This window comes from Alishewanella sp. HL-SH06 (genome assembly GCF_052656265.1).
Map to the genome: position 1 here is coordinate 270,050 of NZ_CP199752.1, position 17,873 is coordinate 287,922.

Here is a 17,873-nt window from a genome sequence, read left to right on the forward strand (position 1 = left end):
GGTCATGAAAAGACCGGCTTTTTTGTTTTAGTTTAGCCTGGGGTACTTACTGTAAAAGCTTACCGTAAATGCTTAGGCTCATTGATGTTTAATTACCAAAGGAACCCGCTGCGCCTGGAAAGACCACAGGGCTTTCAATGCCATCTTGGCTAACACTGGCTACACCAAAAAAGTAGTTATCAATGACTACGTTTTCTAAGGTAAATTCGGTTACCTTGCCCACTTCACGGCTAAACTGCCAAGCTGAAGCGTCGGTATAACGCCAGTAAATCTTATAACCTTTTACCAGTTTGTCTTCTTGCGGCAAGGGAGCGGCCCATGACAAAGTGGTATTGGCACTCACTGCGCCTTTAATCGTTACGTCGGCAGGTGGATTAGGTGCCCAAGATAAACTGGCTAAGCTAACGGCATTCAGGGCCGTTAGTTTTGCAGCATACGCAAAATCAACGCCATCAATGGTGTCGCCATAAACGATGCCATTTTCGGTGCGTAAATCTTGATGCTGGCGATCATAGTGCTCATTGGTTTCCATAATACGTACGGCTGGGTAGCCTAAATCGTTAAAAGGCCGATGATGACCACCACGGGCAAAACGATCTAACCGATAGACTGGCATCACATCTAAGTTAGTCATGTAGTTATCTGCGATCAAATCAATATAACGGGCAAGGTTACGCGTCGGTGAGTCGTTTTCACCGCCAGTAAAGCGGCGACTGCGCGCTTCGGCTTCGGTTTCGTTGGCCCGAGTGCCTTCAGCAAACACGCGCGCCGTGGTGTTGTCGACCACACCGTTAATTCCGGCGGTATTGCCAATCATATCGTTGTTTAATACCGCTTTAATGCGCCAGCCTGCGTCTTTGGCTTGTTGTGCTAAGATTTTGCCGCCAAATAAGCCTTGTTCTTCACCAGCTAAAGCCGCATAAACAATGCTACCGTTAAATTGATATTTGCTTAATACGCGGGCGGCTTCTAACGTGCCGGCAACACCCGAAGCGTTATCGTTCGCACCTGGCGCATCACTGGTAAAATCCATCACATCGGATACCCGAGAATCAATATCACCTGACATAATGACGAAACGATTAGGGTCGGTTTTACCGCGTTGGATGGCAATAACACTGACTACTTCCGTGGCATTGGGGATGCGTGCTTCACCGCTGATCACCCCTGTAGAATAAGATACTTCTAAACAGCCTCCACATTCAGCGGAGATTTTTTCAAATTCAGCTTTGATCCAGCGTCGTGCTGCGCCAATACCACGCGTATCCGATTCGGTTTCAGACAAAGTATGGCGAGTACCAAAACTCACTAGCTTCTCAATATCGCGTTTAATATTGTCGGCAGAAGGGGCTTCGGCAATCGCATGCAACATTTGTTGTTTATTATCATTTTGTTGAGCTTGTGCGGGTAAGGCTGCGAGTAACAAGGCAGCCAGATAAGTACGGGCAGTAAACATAATCGATCCTAGTTTGAGTCAACTCAGGTTTACTATACAGATTAGCTGAATACTTGGTTGTGATGCTTGCGGTCAGTTGCAGTATATCTGTGATGGTTTTTTTGTTGTTGCACGGATGGCAACACAACACGGTGTTTTACGCTTATTTACGCTGGGCTTTTGCCGCTTGCCATTCAGCTTGGGTGATCGGTGAGGTGGCGATACTGTTGGCATCTTGTTGCTGATAGTGTTCGCGGCGTAAGGCGACTTTTTGCATAATTAATACTAGGTCGGCTTCACTTTGCCGATTCCAGTCGACAATTTCATTGATATGTCGGTAACAACCAACACACACTTTGTGCTCATCTAATTTGCAGCATGCCACACAGGGCGAAGAAATGGTCATTAACAGCTCTTTTATTAAAAAAATTATTGTGTGTTTGATACCGGCACATCACTTGTCGATATGCCGGTTTACGGTTAGTCGGCTTGATCGACTAACACGGCAATGGCACCGTCACCGGTGACATTACAGGCGGTACCAAAGCTATCTTGTGCCATATACAGGGCAATCATCAGGGCTATAGCACCTTCGCCAAAACCAAGCATGGAGCCCAGTAAACCTACGGCTGACATCACTGCACCGCCGGGAACACCTGGCGCCGCCAACATCACCACACCTAAGGTAAGGATAAACGGCAACATGGTAAATAAAGATGGGATCTCCAGATTGCTCTTCATCATGATCACTGCCACAGCGCAACTGACGATAGTAATGGTCGAGCCTGATAAATGCACCGTGGCACATAAGGGTACTGCAAAATTGGCAACGTCTTCTTTCACGCCATTATTTTTGGTGGCCTGCAGTGATACCGGGATCGTGGCTGCACTCGACATGGTACCCAGCGCAGTAAAGTAGGCGGGCAACATGGTTTTGATTAAGCTCAGTGGTGATTTACCCGCTTTTAAACCTGCAACAGTAAATAGCAGTACGATCCATAACCAATGGAGAACCAAGGCTAAAACTAACACAATGCCAAAGGTTTTTAAGGTAACAAACACCGTACCTGCCGCCGCCATTTGCGCGAAAACGCCTGCGATATAAAGCGGTAAAAAGGGAATGATAATTTTGCTCAATAACAGCTGAATAATATCGCGGCCTTGATCAGATAATTGCTTTAACGAAGTGGCTTGCGTACTAGCAATACCTAAACCAAATACAAAGGCGAGTGCAAGAGCGGTCATTACATTAAACACCGGTGGAATATTCATCTCGATATAAGGTGTTAAATTTACGCCATCAATACTGGCTAAATCGGCAGTTGCAGGCGCCAGCATCGGCACAACTAACGCCGCAACGATAAAGGCTAAGGTACCTGCGCAAATCGTCGACAAATAGGCAATACCCAGCGTGCGGCCCAGTAATTTACCTGAATTGCGAGGCAAGGCCGCAATACCACTAGTAATAAAAAATAAGATTAATAATGGGATGGTGAAAAATAACAGTTGGCCAAAAAGGCCTTTAAAGGTCAGCAGTAGTTGCGTTAGCCAGTGCGGTGCAAACAGACCGCACAACATACCCAGCACAATGCCGGCAATCAGTTTTAGTATCAGTGCCATAGTGTTCTCGTTCTAGTTATGAGGTATCCCTTGGGGTAGCGATCTGAGCATAACATAACTTAATATGTGCTCGCGAGCCGACCAGACTTATTCTGTCGGCTCTGGCGGTGTAAGTGGCTCGGGTTTACCAAATAAGTAGCCTTGAAACAAATCGCAACCTAAACTCATTAACATTTCAAATTGCTCTTGTTGCTCAACACCTTCTGCAACCACATGCAATGATAACGACTTTGCCATGGCGATAATGGTTTTTACAATGGCCAAATCGGTTTCTTGCGTTAAAAACTCATGCACAAAAGATCGGTCAATTTTGAGAACGGTGATCGGTAGGTTTTTTAAATAAATTAGCGAGGAATAACCCGTACCAAAATCATCAAGTGAAAATGTGATGCCCAGCTTGCTTAACGCCAGTAGTTTTATTCGTGTGTTTTCCAAATCTTCATTAAGCATGCTTTCGGTTATTTCAAGCTCTAAAAGGTGGGGATCAATACCACTGTTTTGCACAATACTGCTGACAATTTCAACAAAGTTTTTCTGCACTAATTGTCGCTCGCTGACATTAACGGCAATGGGCAAAGGAGTACCTTGTTGTTGGAATACGCGTATTTGCTGACAAGCCGTTGTTAACACCCATTCGCCTATTTCATTAATAAGATATGAGTTTTCCGCTAAGGGGATAAAGTCGTTAGGTGTAATCAAACCAAATTCTGGATGAAACCAGCGGATCAGTGCTTCATAGCTGACGATCTGACCTTGGCTATTAACTTTAGGTTGATAAAACAATTTTAGTTGTTGTTTACTGATTGCTTGTTTTAATGATTGTTCTAATCGTTGTTTTTTTCGTAGTGTTTTGTGCATTCCCGGTTCGAAAAAGTACAGTTGATTACGCCCCATTTCTTTCGAGTGATACATCGCAAGATCAGCTGAAGACATTAAATCATCAATATTTTTCTTATTATCGTTAAACAACGCTATCCCAATACTGGCTGAAATTTGATAGTGATGTTGTTTCAATTCAAAAGGGTTGTTGATGATCTCTAATAACTTGTGGCCCAACTGATGGGCATCCTCCGTGGCTTTGGTTAGTTCACTGCTGTTGAATTGCGCTAACAAAATAAACTCATCGCCGCCTGGTCTTGCTAAAGTATCTTGTTCCCGAATGGCCTGCTGTAAACGCTCACTAAGTTGCCGCAATAGTTCATCACCATATGAATGGCCAAGGCTATCATTCAGTTGTTTAAAGTGGTCGAGATCAATAAAAAACAAGGCTGCGTAATGCCCGCTGCGATCACTATGCGTTTGTGCTTGCGCAGTGCGCTCGATCAATAAACGTCGATTGGGTAATTTGGTCAGCGGGTCATAAAACGCCAATTGATGAATATATTGCTGGTCTGCTTTTGCTTTGCTAATGTCATTAAAGCTGGCGATATAATGAGTAACAGTGCCTTGCTGATCGGTTAAAGCATTGATAACGACTTGCTCAGGAAATATCTCACCATTTTTGCGTTTATTGTAAATCTCACCTTGCCATAAACCGTTTTCACTTAGAGCTAGCCACATTTTTTTGTAAAAGGCGGCATCATGTTGCCCCGAGCTTAATATTGACGGTGATTTGCCAACGACCTCATGGGCTTCATAGCCGGTAATAAAAGAAAAAGCTGGGTTAACTTTAATAATATGATTATTGGCATCGGTAATCATAATGCCTTCACGGGTATAAAACGCCAACGCATTTACCTTCAGTTCGGCTTCCGCTAACATTTGCTGGGTGATATCTCGTACCGCTAAGACAAAGCGAGGCTTATTTGACTTGGCTTGTCGGCGTGCGGCAATCACTTGAAACCAGAAAACTTTACCTTCGATAAGTAAAGGATAACTACAAGGTTCAGAGCGGCCTGACTGGCGCGCTTGAGCAATAGCTTTTTGACCCGCAATATAAGCCTCTTTCGGCATGCATTGCGCTAAGGTTTTCCCTAAAAAATGCTCAGGTGGCAGGTACATGGGGACTTTATCGGTATTTTTAACCTGACAAAAGCGCTCTTCATCATCCACTTCAAATAACACATCGGGGATCGCAGCCAAAGTGGCAGAGATATCGGCTTCGCGTTCTATCAGCGTTAAATAAGGTTTGCTTAGCACTTCATGCAGCAGTGCACGGTACAAAAATAAATAAGCGGCGATTTTAAAAACATGGCCAACAGCATTATAGGCGTCATGCATATCAAGATATAAGGTGAAGTAAAAGCCACTGCAAATTAAGCACCACATGGCGGTATATAAAGCTGGCGCATAATAGTGAGTGTTTTGAGCATAGCCAAAGCGCATCCATAAGATGGTCAGAATATTCAAACTAATAAACAGATATTCCGCAGCAATTTTGGTTAAGGTTAGGCCTTGCTGTGGCACATAGACCGTGGGTAATGCGTTGGCGCGATAAAAAATAACCATATGTACTAGCGCAATTATCGCTACGGTTATTACCAGCATACTTACAAAGACGGCTCGTTTAATGGGCCGATTGGCCAGTGGCAGTACTGCTAAGAATAATGCTACAGCGGCGGTGAAGCGGGCTGCAAGCCAGAAATAAATGGTTTTTTGTGGGCCGCTAGGGGTGACATAGTCGGGCATGCCAGTAAAAGATAATAAATGCGATAAATCAAAACAGACTACCGCCAAAAAAGCACATGCCAAGATCGCGGTGCGGATATTCATGCTAATCAGAATGCGCTCAGCACTGACGGCAAAAATCATAAAGGCAAAACTAACAGAGATAATTTCTAAAATAGAGTGCAGCGGTAGGTAATTTATGTCGCTAATACCAGGGATCAGCCGACTGACAAAAGGTGAACAAATTAAAATAATCAACGCGATTATTGCCGGGATCGCGAAAATATTGGCATGTGAAACGCGATTAAATACCTTTTGCAGTAATGCAGTCATAGCCACCTAATTCTTATAGCTTAGCTTCAAGGCTAGCATAAGGTGGTAAAATACGTTTGATCTACTTCTGAAAACAAGCAAAAAAAGAAAACATTATGGAGTTTACCGAGGATTATTCGCGCTAACGCAAAGAAAAAGGCCTTAACAGGTAAGCGTTGCTTACATTCAGCCTATACTAAGTTTAACTAAGGTAAGGTTAATTAGATCAAAGCCTATTAGCAAGGCTGCAACTTAACTCAATAAACAGGACAAGATAATGCGAAAAATAGGGTTATTTATTTTAACGATTTTGCTGGTCGGTTGCAGTCAATTGGGCCAAATGCCGGTTTACTCTGTTTCTGAAACACAATTAGAGCAGATGATTAGCCAGCAAATCCCTGAGTTAACGCGACAAGCCAATGTTGCCGGGATCCCTTTAAAGCTGGCGGTCGACAGTATGGCAGTTAAAATTGGCCCGGATAATAGCGATCTGGTGCAAATTAACACGGCTGCTTCGGCAACCTTAAGCCTGTTCGGTTTAACGTATCCTGCCAGTATGCAACTGCAGGTTGAAGGGGCTCCTTATTATGATGCGGAACAAAAAGCGGTATTTGTGCGCTCAGTAAAATTACTCGACTCTTCGATTGAAGCTGCAGGCTACCGCGGTAACCTTACGCCGGTGACCAACGAGTTATTGCAGATAGTGAATCAATTTTTGGCGACTAACCCAGTTTATAAATTGGATACCAGCGATCCAACGGTAAAATTATTAACCGCACTACCGATAAATATGACTGTGCAACAAGGTCGAATTGCCTTTTTACCGGCGGGGAAAAGTCGTTAACAGCTATCGTTTCTCGGCTAAGACAGAACAAGGTGGCAGAGGGTTGTAAAAAAGTGGGGAGCCTAAGCTCCCCATAAATGCAGGACAACATTAACAACGACCAGAACATCCTTATCAGAGCAAGAGCTCACGTCCATCCGTTGATAGCGCAGACTATAAATTAACCCAAACGCAAATGCAAATAATTATCATTAATAAATTTGGTTTTTTGCTTTTGCTTGCAAAAGCAGCAGAAATCGTTAGAATATCTTTCGTTTCGAAACCAAGTGAAAGAAATGAACAAACGTAACACACAACAGCGTCGGCATTTGATTGTTGCCCAATTGCAAAAACAGGGCGAAGTGACCGTTGAGCAGCTGGCGGAGCAATTTAACACGTCTGAAGTGACCATCCGCAAAGATTTAACTGCCCTAGAGGCAGCCGGCTTATTATTACGTCGATACGGTGGTGCTGTGCCGGTACCACAAGATTTTATTTCTGATAGTAGCTTAGCGAAAGTTTCAGAACGAAAGTTAGCAATTGCTAAAGCGGCTGCGACGCTGATTAAAGATCATTACCGAATTATTATCGACAGTGGCCGTACCACGGCGGCACTATTGCCAGAGCTAGTGCAAAAACGTGGCCTTGTGGTCATGACTAATTCATTAGCCATCGCCAATGCCTTGCGTGAATTGGAAAACGAGCCGACGCTACTTTTAACCGGTGGTACCTGGGATCCGCAGTCTGAAGCGTTTCAAGGCCAATTAGCCGAGCAAATGTTACGTAATTACGACTTCGACCAACTTTTTATTGGCGCCGATGGCATCGATTTAGCTCGCGGCACAACTACTTACAATGAGTTGTACAGCTTAAGCCGAGTTATGGCAGAGGTCTCTCGCGAAGTCATCGTGATGCTGGAATCAGACAAGCTGGGGCGAAAAATACACAATTTAGAATTACCCTGGTCAATGATTAAAGTATTGGTGACCGATACCGGTTTATCCGCTGCTCAGGCCGCGGAAATAGAACAGCAAGGCGTTAGCGTGATCCGCGCAGCGTGTTAAGTAGCAATTTTGCGAACCCTTTTAGTTTATTTAACGGAGTAAGAATATGTGTGGCATTGTTGGCGCAGTAGCGCAGCGTGATGTGGTTGATATTTTAGTTGAAGGTTTGCGCCGTTTAGAATATCGCGGTTATGACTCGGCGGGCGTGGCGGTTGTTAACCAGCAAGGTGAGTTACAGCGTTTACGCCGTTTAGGTAAAGTAAAAGAGCTAGCCGATGCGGTGGCATTAGCGCCGGTGCTTGGCGGTACGGGTATTGCGCATACGCGCTGGGCAACGCATGGTGAGCCAAGTGAACGTAATGCGCACCCTCATATTTCTAGCAATATCATCGTGGTACACAACGGTATTATTGAAAATCATAACCCGCTGCGCGAAGCGCTTAAAACGAAAGGTTATGTGTTTACCTCAGACACCGATACCGAAGTAATTGCCCACCTAGTAGAAGAAGAATTAAAGCAAGCTAGTTCACTGTTAGCAGCCGTGCAAGCAACGGTAAAACAACTGCATGGCGCTTACGGTACCGTGTTATTAGATAAAACCGATCCTAGCCGTGTAGTGGTGGCCCGTTCAGGTAGCCCCTTGGTGATTGGTTTAGGTATCGGTGAGAATTTTATTGCCTCTGATCAGCTGGCCTTATTGCCGGTAACCCGTCGCTTTATGTTTTTGGAAGAAGGCGATGTAGCCGAAATTACTCGGCAAAGTGTCAGTATTTTTGATAAAGACGGTAACGCGGTTGAGCGTGAAGTGCATGAATCCAACGTCAGTTACGATGCCGGTGATAAAGGCCAATATCGTCACTTTATGCTCAAAGAAACTTATGAGCAGCCACAAGCGATCAACAACACCTTAGAAGGCCGTTTAAGCAATGATAGCGTGCTAGACGAAACCTTTGGTAATGGCGCAGCTGAGCTATTCAAAAAAGTTAAGCATATTCAAATTGTTGCCTGTGGCACCAGTTATCACTCTGGTATGGTGGCGCGTTATTGGTTGGAGTCATTAGGCGGTGTATCTTGTAATGTCGAAATCGCTTCAGAATTCCGTTACCGCAAATCTTTTGTGCAGCCTAACAGCTTATTGGTCAGTATCTCGCAATCAGGTGAAACCGCCGATACTCTAGCCGCGCTGCGCTTAGCGAAAGAAGCCGGTTACTTAGGCAGTTTAACCATTTGTAACGTGGCGGGTTCATCACTGGTTCGTGAATCTGACTTAGCCTTTATGACCCGTGCTGGCGCAGAAATTGGTGTTGCCTCTACTAAGGCATTTACCACGCAGTTAGTGGGTTTAGCCATGTTGACCATGGCGGTAGGTAAATACAACGGCTTAAGCCTTGAAAAGCAGCGTGAATTAACTCATGCCCTGAAAAGTTTACCGGCCAAGTTAGAAGAAACCTTAGCGCTGGCGCCACAAATTGAAGCTTTAGCCGAAGAGTTTGCCGACAAGCACCATGCGTTATTCTTAGGCCGCGGTGATCAGTACCCCATTGCGATGGAAGGCGCATTAAAGCTGAAAGAAATCTCTTACATTCATGCTGAAGCTTATGCGGCGGGTGAGCTTAAGCACGGCCCACTGGCATTAATTGATGCCGATATGCCGATTATCGTGGTAGCGCCAAACAATGACTTGTTAGAAAAGCTGAAGTCGAACGTGGAAGAAGTACGCGCCCGTGGCGGTATCTTGTATGTGTTCGCCGATGCCGATGCGCAGTTTAAGTCTGACGCGACCATGCGAGTTATCAATGTGCCACATACTCACGAATGGTTGGCACCAGTGGTGTATACCTTGCCATTGCAGCTGCTGAGCTATTATGTGGCAATCATAAAGGGTACCGACGTAGATCAGCCAAGAAATTTAGCCAAAAGTGTAACGGTTGAATAAGTCATTGATTTTGTTTGTTTTTTTGTAGTTTTATAATATAGTTTGATAATTTATAATATAGTTTGATAATTTGTATTATAGTTTGATATTTTTTTGACCTCCTAATATACTTTGTACAGTTAGGAGGTCAAAATGCTAGATTCCGAAAAACCACTCCACCCATTTGATGAAAAGCTTCTAAAAACCAGAGGTTTGGGTTCTGGTCGTCAATATGAGCCCTTTATTAAGGTTCATGAGATAAGTAGTACAGGAGAGAGTTTTCGGATATTCGGTCGCCACTCCTTTCGAATTCATCATCTTCTCTCTCGCATAGAACTTTCAGCTTTCCTTATATTCGATTGTTATAAATTTACCATTGATATAAAAGAACAATTCCCGCTACCAATTGTCGATACAATAAGCATTTGTAAACACCTAGGGATTAAGCACCCTCAGATTGCTGGTAAACTTAAAGTCGTTACCACAGATTTAGTTATTGAGCTGAAAAATAAGCCAAAATTAGCTATTGCTGTAAAAAGATCTGAGGAGTTACAAGACCCAAGGGTTCTTGAAAAATTACAAATTGAAAAGTATTTTTGGGAACAGCAAGGTCATCAATGGAAACTTTTCACTGAGTTTGAAATCAGCGCATCTTTAAAAGAAAACCTTCAATGGATTCATGCTGCAAGCCAAAATTTAGATGAAATTTATACAGAGCTATCTGATTTAGATATACCTTTAGTTTTTCAAAGACTTGCCGGCTCTAATATTAGGCTAACTACTCGTTGTGCCGCGTTAGATGATGAATACTCATGTGAGCCAGGCTTTCACATTGGTTTTTTCCGCAAAGTTATTGCTGCAAATTATTTAAGCGTACCTTTAGACAAAGTGTTCAGTAAGTGGAGTTGTTCGGAACTTATTTTGGTTGAAGATGTTGGTATTTTGGCTGAGGGCATATCAAGTGTATCTTAACCAAGTATTTGAAGAATCAAGTGCTGAGGAAAAAGCACAATTTCGGGTAGTTTTTTTGCACGCTGATTTTTTAATGCTTATAGATATCAATGATGAAAATGCTTGGCCGTTTAAAGTAAGTACAACCGAGTTTGCTAATTTGGGTCTAGCTCAGATAGATGATCCTATTCTATTGAATTCCCCAGAACCAAACTCAACTGCTGAACAATACAGAAACAGAGCTTTCAGCACGATATCTCCCTTGCTTGATACTTATTTTGAGCTGTTTGATAAAAAACAGCGGAATGTTCTCATTAAATCGCTGTTAACCACTACGTCTGAATCTCGTCTTTATATTACCCGTCAATTAAGGCGCTACTGGCAACGTGGCATGTCCCCAGATGCTTTGGCTCCCGACTACAGCAAATGCGGCTCTCCAGGACAAGTTAGAAGAAATGTTAAAAATAAAGCAGGGGCAAAACGGACTGTATCTCCAGGGCAAGGAATAGTAATTACTGAAGATGTCGCAGATTTTTTCCGCCTAGCAATAGAGGGGTTCTACCTGCTTAAAGATGATATTGATTTGGTCAAAGCCAGAATAAAAGCGATTGGTTACCTTAAATCAAAGTATCCGAAAATCGATAAAAGTGAATTACCAACAGATGCTCAATTTAGATACTTTTTTCAGCGAAATTATCTGACTCATGAAGTAATACAGGCAAAAACCTCACAAATCATTTATGAAAAAGATATTGCGCCCTTAAAAAGTACCGCAACGGTGAATAATTTTGGCCCTGGGGCACGTTACGAAATTGATGCAACCATTTCAGATATTTATTTAATTTCCGAGCATGATCCTGATCGCATTATAGGAAGACCAATCATGTACAAGGTCAAGGATGTATTTAGTCGTATGACAGTCGGTTTGTATGTTGGGCTAGAAAATCCATCTTGGGCTACTGCCACTATAGCCTTGGCTAATGCGTTTTGTGACAAAGTAGAATATTGCCGTCGCTACGGTATTGAAATATCCGCTTCTGATTGGCCAAGTATTGGGATACCAGCATCAATAACTGCAGATCGAGGAGAAATGCTGGGTAAACATGGTGATATTTTGGTTAATAGGTTTGGTATCACTTTAACCAATACCAGAGCATACCATGGCAATGATAAAGGGGTTATTGAAAGAACATTTAAAACTACCCACGTCGATATTCTGCCCTATGCAAGAGGCAGAGTAGAAGCAGTAAATGGTAAAAAGAAAGCGGGCAAGAGAAACGAACTTGAGGCAAATATGACATTGTCCGAATTTACCAAGCTCGTAATCCTCGCTGAGATCAATCGCAATAATAATTCACCTGTTAAAGGTTATGATTTCGAAGCTGATATGCCAACGGAATTGCCTGCGATACCACTAAAGTTATGGAACTGGGGCATTTCCAATCGCACTGGTGTTTTACGTAGAGTGGAGCAAAAGACAGTTACGGTCAATTTACTCCCATATGAAAAAGCCACTGTTTCTGTTAATGGAATAAATTTTAAAGGTCTATTTTACACTTGCTCAGAGGCTCTAAGATTGGGTTGGTTTCACCGCAATAAGGCAATTTCAAGGCCTGCAAACGTCCAAATAGCCTATAACACTTTGGATACTAATACTATTTATCTGAGGCCAGATAGTCAGTTTGAAAATTACTGGGTATGCACATTACACCCTCGTAGCCGACGTTATCAGAATATGACTTTTACCGAAGCTATCAGTATCCTCAAAGAATCGAATCAGACAACTGCTACTTTTAAGCAAGAAGAAGACTATATCGCACCAGACTTGCAGGCTGAAATTGAGAAAATAGTTCAGCAAGCTACTGATAGACAAAAGAACACGAAATTTTCTAAGAAAACCCGTCGGTTACAAAGTATTGGCGAAAATCGTGATAACGAAAAAAATTTAGAGCGAAATAAAAGCCGGATAGAACATTCCGCACAATCAGAAGTCAAGCATGTTGCAACCGTGACGCCTATTAATACAGATAAGAACTCTAAACAAGATTTTTCGTATCCAGATTTAGACGATTTTTAAGGGAGGACGCTAATGGATTTTGTAACTGCAAATTATATTCAGGCTGAAATCGCCGATTATAAAGGACATCCATTAATCAACGCCTTGAAGCCGATTAATTCGCCAGAGGATACGGCAAATTTAATTAAGCGAATGCCTATAATTCGACCCGAGGAAGTAATATTACCTGCTCATATCCGTCGACATGCAATGCTTCGGATAATGGATGGTTTTTTATATCCAACCAAAGCACATTTGCAGTTAGAGCAGACCATTTCCTGCATGATCAGGCAGGGGTATCTGAGTCGGAACATTGCTGATCGGAGCTATCAGGATACTATTAATAGAACGATTGAAATTACTAAGAGTGTTGCTCGTAATGCAGGTAACGAAGCGCTGATAAGCTCAGTTTTTGGTTGTTCAGGTGCTGGCAAATCAACGGCTGTGGAAGCTATTCTGGCTGGTTATGACCAGGTGATAGTCCATCCTAATTATCAGCATGTTCAAATTGTTTGGTTAAAAGTAGAAACGCCACATAATGCTTCAGTTAAGAGTCTTTGTATAAATTTTTTCAGAGCACTCGATTCTTTACTTGATAATAACTCCGAATATGAACGTCAATATGTTAAGCCAAAAGCAGGTACAGATCTTTTGCTTGGTGATTTTGCGCATGTTGCGGCATTACATTCTATTGGCTTACTGGTAATTGATGAAATTCAACATCTTGATATAAAGACCAATAACTCTTCGGAGGTAATATTACAATTTTTTATCAAATTAACGAACATAATAAAATTACCCATTTTGTTTATTGGAACGCCAAAAGCTTACAAACTTTTCGCTCCACTGATGAGCTCAGCTCGGAGATCGGCTCAAGTTGGCAGCCTTAATTGGGAAAAATTTAATAACTCAAATAAAACAAATAAAGGTACTGAATGGGAGCGTTTCTTTGAACGTTTGTGGTCGTTGCAATGGTTTAAATCGCCTCAGCCATTAACTTTACAGATGCAAGAGTTGTTCTGGGATTGCTCACAAGGGATTGCCCATGTTGCTGTGGCACTTTTTTATCTATCCCAAACTCGCGCTATAACGTTAGGAAACGAACACATTAGTGAAGAACTGGTGGTACAAGTTTTTAATGAAGAATTGCATATGATCAAACCCATGATTAGTGCTTTGCGAAGTGGCTTAGAGAGGGAGATTGAAAAATTTACAGATCTTGAAATTCCAAAGTCAGTTTTCATTAATAACGCTGAAAGATTCCCAAACACTACACAGCCCTTGCTGTCAGCAAAAAATAAAGAAGATGCTCCAACAGTTTTAGATAAGCTGATAAATATGCTTATCGATATGGGTATTGGTGATGATATTGCTCCTATAGTGGCTGAGCAAGCTGTTTCAGAATTGCCCAACGGTAATCTTTTTGACTTAGTGGCGCATATTAAGAATTTGAAAGAACAAAAACCGGAAAATAAAGAACTCAAAAAACCAAAAATCGCCAAGTTAGAACCTGCTTATGTAGTAGGAGATTTAAGGTTGGCGTTAGATAAAAAGGGCAATACATACAAAAGATTGAAGGAATCTGGAGTTGTATTACGCATTACTGATTATTTATAAATAGGGCCATTTTAAATTTAACTTTCGAGACAAATCTTTGCTAAAAAAGGATAATAGCGCGCATTTAGCAAAAAAGATTGGGCTGTGATTTGATCAATCTTCGGAAATCACCTCTCGCAGTACCAATAAAATTTGAATCAACTTTATTATTTTCCATGCCTAGCAAATGAAATCGATTCTTAGCGGCCAACTAACAAATCAAAAACAACCTTCGCAAAAGCAGCTGACTTCTTCGGATCACTTAATAGCTGCATCATTTGGTTTTGCTGCGCTTCGTTACTGTCGAGTATCGCGTCATCAATCGCTTTTGAAAAATCACCTAGCATGGCTTGTTCGGGTGAGTTATTGGCGATTTGGGTCATCACTATGGCATTTTCGCCGACTTTATCCCGAATGGTATAGGCGTAGTTGACCATATCCGCATCGGTAAGGTGATCGGTGATGAACAGCTCATTCAGGCGGCTGATAATTTGTGACAGAAATTCTTCTTTCTTATCTTTTGGCTTTGCAGTCCCTAAGGCTTCGTTTGGCTCTAGGTTATAATCACCATTGTTTTCCAGTAGCTGTAAATTCTGCTGGCGAATTTTAGACACGCGGTAATGGCTGAGCATCACGTTGTTGAGGTCGATGTTATCTTCATCGATCAGTGCTTCGCGCAGCATCGGGCGCAGGTTGCGGGCGTACAGGCAAAGCTTTTCCAGGTTGGTATCGTCGTAGTCGACGATTTGCGACATAAACTCATAAAAGCGTACAAAGGTGCCTAAGTCTTTCTTGAAAATTTCCAGGGCATCTTTTTCTTTCTGGCAGTCTTTTAAGCTGTTTTCAGCATTAGCAATTAATACCGCATCGCCGGTCTTTTTGGTGCGCTCAAACATGTCTTTGGCTTGCTTAAACGCCTCTACCGCAGACTTGTAACGCTTTTGCCAACGCTCTACCGCAGGCTTACAGATATTGGCAATGGCAGCGTTTGATTTGTTGCTCTCATAAAAGTAACGACAAAATTGCTCTACTTCACTCCAGGTGAAAATGCTTTGGGCCCGCAGCTTGTCGTAAAGCTGAAAAATTAAATTAGGATCTGAAACATCCGCCAGTTCTGCGGTTTGATAGTAAGGCTGGAACGCCGCCAGAATGTCTTCAGGGGCGTTGAAAAAGTCCAGCACAAAAGTACCGGTTACTTCTTTACTGGGGTAGGTGCGGTTCAAACGGGAGAGTGTTTGCACGCATTCCACACCGCCAAGCTTTTTATCCACATACATGGCACAGAGTTTAGGCTGGTCAAAACCGGTTTGAAATTTATTCGCCACAATCATGACCTGGTAGTAATCTGAATCAAAGGCCTTACGCATATCACGGCCTTTGAGGTGCGGGTTCATATTGGTTTCAGTAAACTTTTCGCCAATCAGTGCGGCTGAGTTCGGATCTTTTTCGCTAAATTCTACTTCGCCGGAAAACGCGACCATTGCCCGAATACTTTGATAACCCTTTTCCGTAATGTACTTATCAAAACTGGTTTTATAACGCACGGCTTCTTTGCGTGAGCTGGTCACCACCATGGCTTTAGCCTGGCCGCCTAATAAACCCATCACGTTATCTTTGAAGTGTTCAACAATTACCATCACTTTTTGCGAGATATTGTGATCATGCAGGCGAACCCATTGGTTTAATTTTACCTTGGCTTTTTTGCTATCCACTTGCTGGTCGGCATCGTTAATTTTTTGCGCCAGGTTATAGGCCACTTTGTAGTTGGTGTAGTTCTTAAGCACATCCAGAATAAAGCCTTCCTCAATGGCCTGACGCATGCTGTATACATGAAAGGCCTCTGGCTTGTTGTTTTCCGAAGGCGCTTCATCTGGCTTTGGCACACGGCCAAACAGCTCTAAGGTTTTTGCTTTGGGTGTGGCGGTAAAGGCAAAGTAACTTAAATTGGTGGATACACGGCGCGAGGCGACGGCGGCAGCAATAATATCGTCTGCACTTAGCTCTTCGTCTTCATCCTGGCCGTCATTACGCGCTTCTACCATTAACACTTCTTTTAATTTGCGTGCGGTAGAGCCGGTTTGAGACGAATGCGCTTCATCGGCAATAATGGCGTAGCACCGCTCTTTTAGCGTGGCGCTTTTTTCAATGGCTTGCAGTACAAACGGGAAGGTTTGAATAGTAACGATAATAATCGGCTGCGAATTTTGCAGCGCCGCAGCCAGCTTTTCAGATTTTGAGCCTTCGCCCTCTTCGCGGTTAATCCGCCCAACCACACCGTCGGTATGTTCAAACTGGTAGATGGTATCTTGCAACTGCGCATCCAGTACCGTTCGGTCGGTGACGACAATCACGGAATGAAATTGCTTATTACCCTTTTGGTCGTAAAGCGAGGAAAGCTGGTGTGCCACCCAGGCAATCGAGTTAGATTTGCCTGATCCTGCGCTATGCTGAATTAAATACTTTTGGCCTGGGCCTTCGGTTTTTGCCGCATTTAGTAACTTCTTAACGGCATCCCATTGGTGATACCGCGGAAAAATCATACTTTCTTTTTTATACTTACGGCCTTCCCAGTCTTCTTTTTCTTCAATGTGTAAATGCACAAATCTGGCGAGGATATTTAAAATATTCTCTGGCAATAACACTTCATTCCACAGGTAATCTGTGGCGTAGCGTGAAATATCTTCCGGCACGTCATTGCCCGCTGCGCCTTCTTTGGTGCCTTTGTTAAACGGTAAAAAATAGGTGGTCGCCCCGTTTAATTGCGTGGCCATATACACCTGATATTGGCTTACCGCAAAATGCACAATAGCACCGCGTTTAAAGGTGAGCAGCGGCTCTGGTTTTTTGGTGGTTGGGCATATAGGGAAACGGGTGGTGCGGTATTGCTTTAGCGCATTGTCTACCGCTTGTTTAAATTCCGATTTTAATTCCAGCGTGGCGACAGGCAAACCATTAACGAATAGCACCAAATCAATGCGCCAGGCTTTCGCTTTGGTGCCAGTCTCAAGGAGCTCCGCCTCAGTCGCCCAAGGGCTATAAACTAGTTCAGGCACAATGCGCAGCCGGTTTTGCTGGTAGCGCGCCAGGGTGTCGGGGTTTAAATCATGCTCCGGTTTAAACTGGCACAGGCTAATGCGAACATTGCGGTCACGCAATTCATGGCGCAGCACACCAAGGGTGCCGTAGGTGCGGGCATCTTTATGCGTAGCGTTGGGGTCGGCTTTATTCAGTTGTGCTGCTACTAATTCTAACAACTTTTGTTCGGCATTATGCGGGTAAAGCGCTTTAAATTTTTGCCACTGTTTATCCTGGGTTTGCTGCACAAAACCAATTACGTCTTCAGGGTATAACGCCAGTTCCCGATTGTATTTCTCAGGCTGACCCAACTGCCAGCCATTAGCCAACAATTGCTGAATAATGTCATTTTGAAATACACTTTCGGTGGCCTGATCAGACATGTTGAATCCCTTTGTTCTCAATATTTAATTTTGTTGTACTTGCCACAAACAGGCAGGATAGCTAGTTTGGACAGCGCCTGCGCTGCCCGCAGGGCG

The 17,873-nt window shown here is 43.2% G+C and carries 11 protein-coding genes; 6 read left to right on the plus strand and 5 right to left on the minus strand.

Annotated elements, in window-relative coordinates; translation table 11 throughout:
* Positions 1-88 precede the first annotated feature (88 nt).
* The 4 genes from ACUJFK_RS01285 to ACUJFK_RS01300 all read right to left on the minus strand — a co-directional run bounded on the left by ACUJFK_RS01285 (position 89) and on the right by ACUJFK_RS01300 (position 5,995).
* Positions 89-1,456 carry a M28 family metallopeptidase gene (locus ACUJFK_RS01285; protein WP_226750645.1) on the minus strand — a complete coding sequence of 456 codons (1,368 nt, stop codon included), beginning with the start codon at positions 1,454-1,456 and terminating at the stop codon, positions 89-91.
* Between the two features lie 142 nt (positions 1,457-1,598).
* On the minus strand, positions 1,599-1,841 hold the full coding sequence (locus ACUJFK_RS01290) for a DUF1289 domain-containing protein (RefSeq protein WP_226750644.1): 243 nt from the start codon (positions 1,839-1,841) through the stop codon (positions 1,599-1,601).
* A 74-nt stretch (positions 1,842-1,915) separates the two neighbouring features.
* Positions 1,916-3,055 carry a dicarboxylate/amino acid:cation symporter gene (locus ACUJFK_RS01295; RefSeq protein ID WP_226750643.1) on the minus strand — a complete coding sequence of 380 codons (1,140 nt, stop codon included), beginning with the start codon at positions 3,053-3,055 and terminating at the stop codon, positions 1,916-1,918.
* Positions 3,056-3,142: 87 nt separating this feature from the next.
* Positions 3,143-5,995 (minus strand): EAL domain-containing protein, encoded by a 2,853-nt coding sequence (locus tag ACUJFK_RS01300; RefSeq protein WP_445425817.1) that lies wholly within the window; start codon positions 5,993-5,995, stop codon positions 3,143-3,145.
* A gap of 256 nt (positions 5,996-6,251) precedes the next feature.
* Between ACUJFK_RS01300 and ACUJFK_RS01305 the strand changes: the two genes are divergently transcribed.
* From ACUJFK_RS01305 to ACUJFK_RS01330, 6 genes are all read left to right on the plus strand, one after another.
* Positions 6,252-6,818: a DUF1439 domain-containing protein gene (locus ACUJFK_RS01305; protein ID WP_226750641.1), complete on the plus strand. Its 567-nt coding sequence runs from the start codon at positions 6,252-6,254 to the stop codon at positions 6,816-6,818.
* Between the two features lie 275 nt (positions 6,819-7,093).
* The gene (locus tag ACUJFK_RS01310; RefSeq protein ID WP_445425818.1) at positions 7,094-7,861 is read left to right on the plus strand and encodes a DeoR/GlpR family DNA-binding transcription regulator; all 768 of its coding nucleotides are present in this window, start codon (positions 7,094-7,096) and stop codon (positions 7,859-7,861) included.
* A 46-nt stretch (positions 7,862-7,907) separates the two neighbouring features.
* Complete coding sequence (glmS, locus tag ACUJFK_RS01315) at positions 7,908-9,737, plus strand: glutamine--fructose-6-phosphate transaminase (isomerizing) (protein WP_306177463.1); 1,830 nt, start codon at positions 7,908-7,910, stop codon at positions 9,735-9,737.
* Positions 9,738-9,869: 132 nt separating this feature from the next.
* Positions 9,870-10,688, plus strand: a complete 819-nt coding sequence (locus tag ACUJFK_RS01320) for a TnsA endonuclease N-terminal domain-containing protein (protein WP_445425819.1) — start codon at positions 9,870-9,872, stop codon at positions 10,686-10,688.
* Positions 10,648-12,744 (plus strand): Mu transposase C-terminal domain-containing protein, encoded by a 2,097-nt coding sequence (locus ACUJFK_RS01325; protein WP_445425820.1) that lies wholly within the window; start codon positions 10,648-10,650, stop codon positions 12,742-12,744. The genes ACUJFK_RS01320 and ACUJFK_RS01325 overlap by 41 nt, the downstream gene beginning before the upstream one ends.
* Positions 12,745-12,756: 12 nt before the next feature.
* Entirely contained in the window at positions 12,757-14,340 is a 1,584-nt protein-coding gene (locus ACUJFK_RS01330; RefSeq protein ID WP_445425821.1) for an ATP-binding protein, read from the plus strand.
* 179 nt (positions 14,341-14,519) lie between these two features.
* On the opposite strand, the gene ACUJFK_RS01335 is transcribed toward ACUJFK_RS01330, so the two are convergent.
* On the minus strand, positions 14,520-17,777 hold the full coding sequence (locus ACUJFK_RS01335) for a type I restriction endonuclease subunit R (RefSeq protein ID WP_445425822.1): 3,258 nt from the start codon (positions 17,775-17,777) through the stop codon (positions 14,520-14,522).
* Positions 17,778-17,873: the final 96 nt, after the last annotated feature.

What these genes read in the sequence shown, in the direction of transcription:
- ACUJFK_RS01285 (WP_226750645.1), bottom strand. Translation starts at nt 1,456, where the DNA reads ATGTTTACTGCCCGTACTTATCTGGCTGCCTTGTTACTCGCAGCCTTA.
- ACUJFK_RS01290 (WP_226750644.1), bottom strand. Translation starts at nt 1,841, where the DNA reads ATGACCATTTCTTCGCCCTGTGTGGCATGCTGCAAATTAGATGAGCAC.
- ACUJFK_RS01335 (WP_445425822.1), bottom strand. Translation starts at nt 17,777, where the DNA reads ATGTCTGATCAGGCCACCGAAAGTGTATTTCAAAATGACATTATTCAG.
- ACUJFK_RS01305 (WP_226750641.1), top strand. Translation starts at nt 6,252, where the DNA reads ATGCGAAAAATAGGGTTATTTATTTTAACGATTTTGCTGGTCGGTTGC.
- ACUJFK_RS01310 (WP_445425818.1), top strand. Translation starts at nt 7,094, where the DNA reads ATGAACAAACGTAACACACAACAGCGTCGGCATTTGATTGTTGCCCAA.
- glmS (WP_306177463.1), top strand. Translation starts at nt 7,908, where the DNA reads ATGTGTGGCATTGTTGGCGCAGTAGCGCAGCGTGATGTGGTTGATATT.
- ACUJFK_RS01320 (WP_445425819.1), top strand. Translation starts at nt 9,870, where the DNA reads ATGCTAGATTCCGAAAAACCACTCCACCCATTTGATGAAAAGCTTCTA.
- ACUJFK_RS01330 (WP_445425821.1), top strand. Translation starts at nt 12,757, where the DNA reads ATGGATTTTGTAACTGCAAATTATATTCAGGCTGAAATCGCCGATTAT.
- ACUJFK_RS01295 (WP_226750643.1), bottom strand. Translation starts at nt 3,055, where the DNA reads ATGGCACTGATACTAAAACTGATTGCCGGCATTGTGCTGGGTATGTTG.
- ACUJFK_RS01300 (WP_445425817.1), bottom strand. Translation starts at nt 5,995, where the DNA reads ATGACTGCATTACTGCAAAAGGTATTTAATCGCGTTTCACATGCCAAT.
- ACUJFK_RS01325 (WP_445425820.1), top strand. Translation starts at nt 10,648, where the DNA reads ATGTTGGTATTTTGGCTGAGGGCATATCAAGTGTATCTTAACCAAGTA.